We start from the raw sequence: 6,285 nt of genomic DNA on the forward strand, positions 1-6,285 counted from the left end.
GCCCCGTACCCGGTCCCCGCCCCGCGGCTCCACCGCGCCCCGGTCGGCCAGGCCCGGTCCGGCCCGCGCCTCCGGCGCAACGTACGCCGCGTGATGCCACTGCGGCGGCCAAACCCGTCCCTTCGAAGCCGACCGCTCCCGCTGCGGCCGGCGCCCAGGTCCAGTTGATCCCGGCCACCGTCCAGGGGGCGCTCGACGCCGCCGAGGAAGCCGTGGACCTGCTGCTGGACTCGGGCCGTGCTCCGGGCGACGTGCTGGTGATCACCACCGGCAAGCCGCACCCGTGGGCCACCCACGAACTCTCCTTCGGCGAGGCCTCCTACTGGTCGCTGCACGACGCCGCCGACGACGTCTTCTACGCGGACGCCGCCGTCGCGGCCCGTGCCGGAGCGCGCCCCGTCGTAGTGGTCGCCGTCAACGGAGGGTCCGAGTCGGTGTCCGTGTCGGCCCTGGCCGTGGCACAGAGCAAGGCCACCGCCCTGCTGATCGTCTGCGGCGACCCGCAGCGGATCGACTCGGTGACGGACACGGGCGTCTGAGCCGACGTCATGGCGCCCGTCCTGTACGGGCGCCATGCGGCCGCCGTCTTATGGGCGTCATGCGGCCGCCGTTCCATCGCGCCGGCAGCGGTGCCGGCGCGATGGCAGGGTGCACAGCTCACAGGGGCGCGCGAGGCCGCCGACAGTCCCTGGTTCCGAGGGTCCCGTCGGCTCTCAGCGCGCTGCCGCGCGGCGCAGGACGTCGGACGCGACACCGCCGGTGCGCGGTATGCGCGGCGGCGCCTCGGCCGTGGCGAACGGCTCCGGTGCGGAGCCGATGCCGGGCCGACGCCCCCCGCGTCCTTCGCCGAGCACCTGCCAGCCGTCACGGGTCAGCGTGATGTACGCCCCGCAGCGCAGCCCGTGCAGCGTGCAGGCGTCCCGCAGCCCCCACATCCATGCGCCGTCCTCCTCCGTCCAGCGAGCGTCGCCTTCGCGGCAGTAGAGCAGGACAGCGGTACGGACCGGCGTGCGGCGCCGCAGGTCGTGCGGGACGACCCGGCGCAGCTGGGACAGCAGCGCGTTGCGGAACATCCAGCCGTCCGCCGGGGCGGGGCGAGGGGTGAACGAAGCACTCGCCCGCACTCGCTCGTCCTGGTCGAGCACGGCGACGATCGCGGTCGCCGGCCCCGGGTGGTGCCGGGCGTGCAACCCGCTGACGACCTCGCGCGGGTTGCGCAGCAGGGGGATTCCCGCGGCAGCCCACTCCGCGGGTTCGAGCAGACGAGTGGCGGAAGCGGCGGGCGTCGACAGCGATGTCGCCGAGGACGGAGCGAATCCGAAGGTCACGGTCCTCCCTTCGGCTACGCCCGAACTACGGGCGGGGTCGGATTCAGGGGAGCGCGCACGCAACGGAGCCCAACCTGGGCGGCGGACGAGCCGTGCGGGTGCGGACCTCAATTCTTCCTGGCGAACCTGGATGCGGCAACGAGCAATCGTGCGAGCCGACCGGTATCAGATGATTGAGAGTTATATCCCTGCCCGCTGTGCTCTCCGGGCACACATGAAGCGCTCGACGACGACAGTTCGTACGGGCCACGAGGGCCCGGTGTCCGAAGGGGCGTGCGTGGGGTATTCGGACGGCGATGTGTCCTCCACCGTAAGCGCCGGCCCGTCCGGGACCCGGGGTGTGGGCATCGAGGCCCATGCCGATCGCCGGAAGGGCGACGGGTCGCATGCGCTGCGGGGCACAGGCGGCGTGGTTCGCCCCCGCCACGGGGCCGAGGACCTCGACATCCGAGGCCTTCCGGCGTCCTGCCTGCGCAAACGTCTCGAGCGGGAGCCGGTCGAGGGGCCCACGACGTTGCTCTTGGGCCTGGAGGGTTCGAGGGGCCCGTGACCTCCTCACGGAGCGGGATTGGCCGACTGTCCGAGCCGTGCGGTTGCATGGGGGCATGAACGATCTGGAGCTCCGTGCCGAAGCCGACGCCATCCTCGCCGAGCTGGTCGGTGATCCCGGGGGCACGGCACGGCTCCGGGAGGACCAGTGGCAGGCGGTGGCGGCCCTGGTGGTGGACCATCGCCGTGCCCTGGTGGTGCAGCGCACCGGATGGGGCAAGTCGGCGGTGTACTTCGTGGCCACCGCGCTGCTCCGCCGGCGTGGCTCAGGCCCCACGGTGATCGTTTCGCCGCTGCTGGCGTTGATGCGCAACCAGGTCGAGTCGGCAGCGCGGGCCGGCATCCAGGCGCGCACGATCAACTCGGCGAACCCCGAGGAGTGGGAGGCCATCCACGAGGAGGTCGAGCACGGAAAGGTCGACGTTCTCCTCGTGAGCCCGGAACGCCTCAACTCCGTCGACTTCCGCGAACGGATGCTGCCCAGGCTCGCGGCCACGACCGGCCTCCTGGTCGTCGACGAGGCCCACTGCATCTCCGACTGGGGCCACGACTTCCGCCCCGACTACCGCAGACTCCGCACGATGCTGCAGGAGCTCTCCCCGGGGGTTCCGGTACTGGCCACCACCGCCACGGCCAACGCTCGCGTCACGGCGGACGTGGCCGACCAGCTGGGCACCGGAGCCGGCGAGGCCCTGGTGCTGCGCGGCACGCTGGAACGGGAAAGCCTGCGGCTCGGCGTGGTCCGGTTGCCGGACGCCGCCCACCGTCTGGCCTGGCTCGGCGAGCACCTGAACGACCTGCCGGGTTCCGGGATCATCTACACGCTGACCGTCTCGGCCGCCGAGGAGGTCACCGCCTACCTGCGCGCGCGCGGCTTCGCCGTGGCCTCGTACACCGGCCGGACGGAGAACGCCGACCGTCAGCAGGCCGAGGCCGACCTGCTGGCGAACCGGGTGAAGGCCCTGGTGGCGACCTCCGCCCTCGGGATGGGCTTCGACAAGCCGGACCTGGGTTTCGTGGTCCATCTCGGCTCGCCGTCCTCACCCATCTCGTACTACCAGCAAGTGGGCCGTGCGGGCCGCGGTGTGGAGCACGCCGATGTGTTGCTGCTTCCCGGTAAGGAGGACGAGGCGATCTGGCGTTACTTCGCCGAGGTCGCCTTCCCGCCCGAGGCACAGGTCCGCCAGACCCTCGCCGCCCTCGCCGACGCGGGGCGCCCGCTGTCCGTGCCCGCCCTGGAGGCGTTGGTGGACCTCCGGCGGACTCGCCTCGAGATGATGCTGAAGGTCCTGGACGTGGACGGTGCCGTGCGGCGTGTGAAGGGCGGGTGGACGTCCACCGGCGCCGACTGGGTCTACGACGCCGAGCGCTACGCCTGGGTCGCCCGCCAGCGTGCCGCCGAGCAGCAGGCCATGCGCGACTACGTCAGCACGTCCCGGTGCCGGATGGAGTTCCTGCGCCGCCAACTGGACGACGAGAAGGCCGCCCCGTGCGGCCGCTGCGACAACTGCGCGGGAGCCTGGGCGGATCCTGCTGTCTCGCCCCAGGCACTGGCCGGCGCGGCCGGTGAACTGGAGCGTCCAGGGGTGGAGGTCGAACCACGCCGCATGTGGCCCACCGGGATGCCCACCGTGGGCATCGACCTCAAGGGGCGCATTCCGGCGAAGGAGCAATGCTCCCCCGGGCGAGCCCTGGGCCGTCTCTCGGACATCGGCTGGGGCAACCGCCTGCGCCCGCTCCTGGCGGAGCAGGCGCCCGACGGTCCGGTCCCCGACGACGTCCTCCAGGCGGCGGTGGCAGTCCTCGCCGACTGGGCGCGTTCCCCGGGCGGGTGGGCGGTCACGGGCCCGGACGCATCGGCGCGGCCCGTGGGAGTCGTCGCCCTGCCTTCCCTGAGCCGGCCCCGGCTCGTCGGTTCCCTTGCCGAACAGGTGGCCACCGTCGGGCGTCTCCCGTTCCTCGGCACCCTCGGCCACACCGGACACCACGGTGCGCATCGGGCCCACAGGAGCAACTCGGCCCAGCGGCTCCAGACGCTGTCCGCCGCTTTCACCGTTCCCGAGGAGCTGGCCGACGCTCTGGCGGCCGCTCCGCACGGCCCGGTCCTGCTCGTGGACGACTACACCGATTCCGGCTGGACCCTTGCGGTGGCCGCCCGCCTGCTGCGCCAGGCGGGCGCGGAGCAGGTCCTCCCGCTGGTCCTCGCCGTGACAGCCTGAAGACCCGCGAGAAGCCGGCTTCTGCCGTCGGCGGTACCTGTCGTCCTCTCAGAGGGCCGGTGGCGTCGCCGCGGCTGCCAGGTCGTCGCCCGCGAGCCGGTCGACGTCCTCCGGCTCCAGCTCCTGACCCGCAGCAGCGACGGGGCCAGGGAGGAGACCGCGGACCTGCCCCGGCCCGTGTGCTGGACGGCGGGGGCCCGGCGGTGGTCGGGGACCGGTACCCCGATCGCCCGCCACGGGCCCTCGCGCAGCCGGGTTTCCCCCGGGACGTCACCGGCGAACCGGGCGAGGACGGCGTCAGCGCTCGCCCGGAGATCCGCGTTGTCGTGTGCTCCACGCGTCCCACACAGCAGGGCGGCACGGACGGCCGGCGCCGACACGAGAGGACAAGAGGACGAGAGCGCGAAAATTATCTGGCAATCGCATCGCAGTGGAAGGGAAAGCGCAGGTCAGATGAGGTGCATGACGTGTCCCTGGTCAGTTTTGTCCACAGGGTGAGCAGGATCTCCTGATCCGCGAAATCGTCCTGCCATGACGAACAGCAACGACACGAACGGATCCCCCGAGAACGGCGACATCGCCGGGCGGGAGCGATACGGGCAAGCCGGCCTTCCGGGACGCCACGACATCGCCCGCGGCGCCGAGGTCCCGGGGCAGAGCACGCACAAGGGCGCGGGCACGCACGCGGGGCGCGCGAAGGACATCGCCTGCACCGCCTACGGCAGCCACGGCGGCGAACAGCAGGTCACCCTGCGCACCCCCGCCGAACTCGCCGACGCCCTGCCCTATCTGCTCGGCTACCACCCCGAGGACAGCATCGTCCTGGTCGCCCTGTACGACAAGGACGGACGGGGCCGGTTCGGCGGCCGGGCCAGGCTCGGCATCCCCGTGAACCGGGACGACTGGCCCGCCGCCGCCCGGCAGCTGGCCCAGGGGCTGGTCACGGGCAGTGAGCGCCGAGGCGTCAAACCCGAGCAGATGGTCGTCTTCCTCTGCCAGGAACCGGGAGAGGGCGAGCCCGGACAGCAGGTCAAGGAGCGGCTGGGGCCGCTCGCTCACACGCTGCGCCTGGAATGCGGCGCTCTCGACGTCCCCGTGGTGGAGGCCCTGTGCCTCTCGGACGGCCGCTTCTGGTCGTACTGCTGCGACGACGAGGGGTGCTGTCCCGAGGCCGGCACGCCGATGGGGCTGCCGGGCACCTCGGTGCTGGCCGCCGCCGCGACCTACGCCGGACTTCAGGTCCGGGGCACGTTGCGCGAACTGCGGGCGAGGTTCCTCCCGTGGGAGAACGCCGCCGCCCTCGAACAGGAAGCCGCCCTGGACGCCGCCCACCGGACGCTGGTCCCCAAGATCCTCGACGAGGCGGGACGGAACGAGGTCGCCCGGCAGACACGGGAACTGGCCTCGCGCGTCATGGACCGGCTGGCCGGCGCCCCCTCCGTGTCCGGCATGCTCCCTGCGGACCTGCGGGACGACGAACTGCTCCGGCACGACGAGGCCGCCACGCTGATCCTCGGCCTGCAGGACCGCACGACCCGGGACCGGGCGGCGGAGTGGATGGAGGGCGAGGAGGCAGGCCCCGCACTCCGCCTGTGGCGGGCGCTGGCCCGCCGTTGCGTCGGAACGTACGGCGAACACGCCGCAGCCCCTCTGACACTCGCCGGCTGGGTCGCCTGGTCCACCGGTGACGAGCTGGAAGCGAGGGAGGCACTCGCCATGGCCCTGGGCGCCGATCCCGACTATCTCTTCGCCCGCCTGCTGCACCAGGCCTGCAACGAGGGCCTCGACCCGGAATCGATCCGCCGCTGCCTGCGCGCGGAACGCGATGACCAGGGGAAGGCGGACGGCGAGGGCCCGGCCGCCGATGCGGTCGGCGGGGCGGGCAACGAGGATCCGGGAGGCGAGGAGTCCGGTGACCCGGAGCCCGGTACGGCGGGGGAGTCCACCGCCTTCGGGCCCGGGGCTGACGTGGGGCGGGAGACGCCCTCGCGCCACCGGCGCCGAGAGCATGTCTCCAGCGCCGGGGCCGGCACAGGCGGCGGTTCCCCGCGTCGGGGGCGGGCGGACGGCAGCCGCCCGCCCGTGCGGATTCCGCATCCCCGTACGGCGGTAGGTGGCGCGCGTCCGGACGGTGTGCGTCCCGGCCTCGAGGAACCGGGTGCCGCACGCCGTCCGGACGCGCGCCACCT

Annotated in this window: 4 protein-coding genes; 3 read left to right on the forward strand and 1 reads right to left on the reverse strand. The window is 73.0% G+C overall.

Annotation, left to right across the window (positions count from 1 at the left end):
* A partial coding sequence (locus AOK11_RS36400; protein WP_055597914.1) for a hypothetical protein occupies positions 1-539 on the forward strand: 539 nt, incomplete at its 5' end.
* Positions 540-713: 174 nt separating this feature from the next.
* On the opposite strand, the gene AOK11_RS36405 is transcribed toward AOK11_RS36400, so the two are convergent.
* Positions 714-1,328, reverse strand: coding sequence for a hypothetical protein (locus AOK11_RS36405; RefSeq protein WP_055597910.1), 615 nt, complete (start codon positions 1,326-1,328; stop codon positions 714-716).
* A gap of 605 nt (positions 1,329-1,933) precedes the next feature.
* On the opposite strand from AOK11_RS36405, the gene AOK11_RS36415 reads away from it, so the two are divergent.
* Together AOK11_RS36415 and AOK11_RS36420 are read left to right on the forward strand one after the other, a co-directional pair.
* Entirely contained in the window at positions 1,934-4,096 is a 2,163-nt protein-coding gene (locus AOK11_RS36415) for a RecQ family ATP-dependent DNA helicase (protein WP_055597912.1), read from the forward strand.
* A gap of 531 nt (positions 4,097-4,627) precedes the next feature.
* The coding region (locus AOK11_RS36420; RefSeq protein WP_055597913.1) for a DUF4192 domain-containing protein at positions 4,628-6,285 on the forward strand (1,658 nt) is incomplete at its 3' end.

It is taken from the genome of Streptomyces hirsutus (assembly GCF_001418415.1).
In the GTDB taxonomy this organism is placed as follows: domain Bacteria; phylum Actinomycetota; class Actinomycetes; order Streptomycetales; family Streptomycetaceae; genus Streptomyces; species Streptomyces hirsutus.

Bases quoted from the DNA above. Each gene is read 5' to 3' on its own strand.
- AOK11_RS36415 (WP_055597912.1), top strand. From the start codon at position 1,934: ATGAACGATCTGGAGCTCCGTGCCGAAGCCGACGCCATCCTCGCCGAG.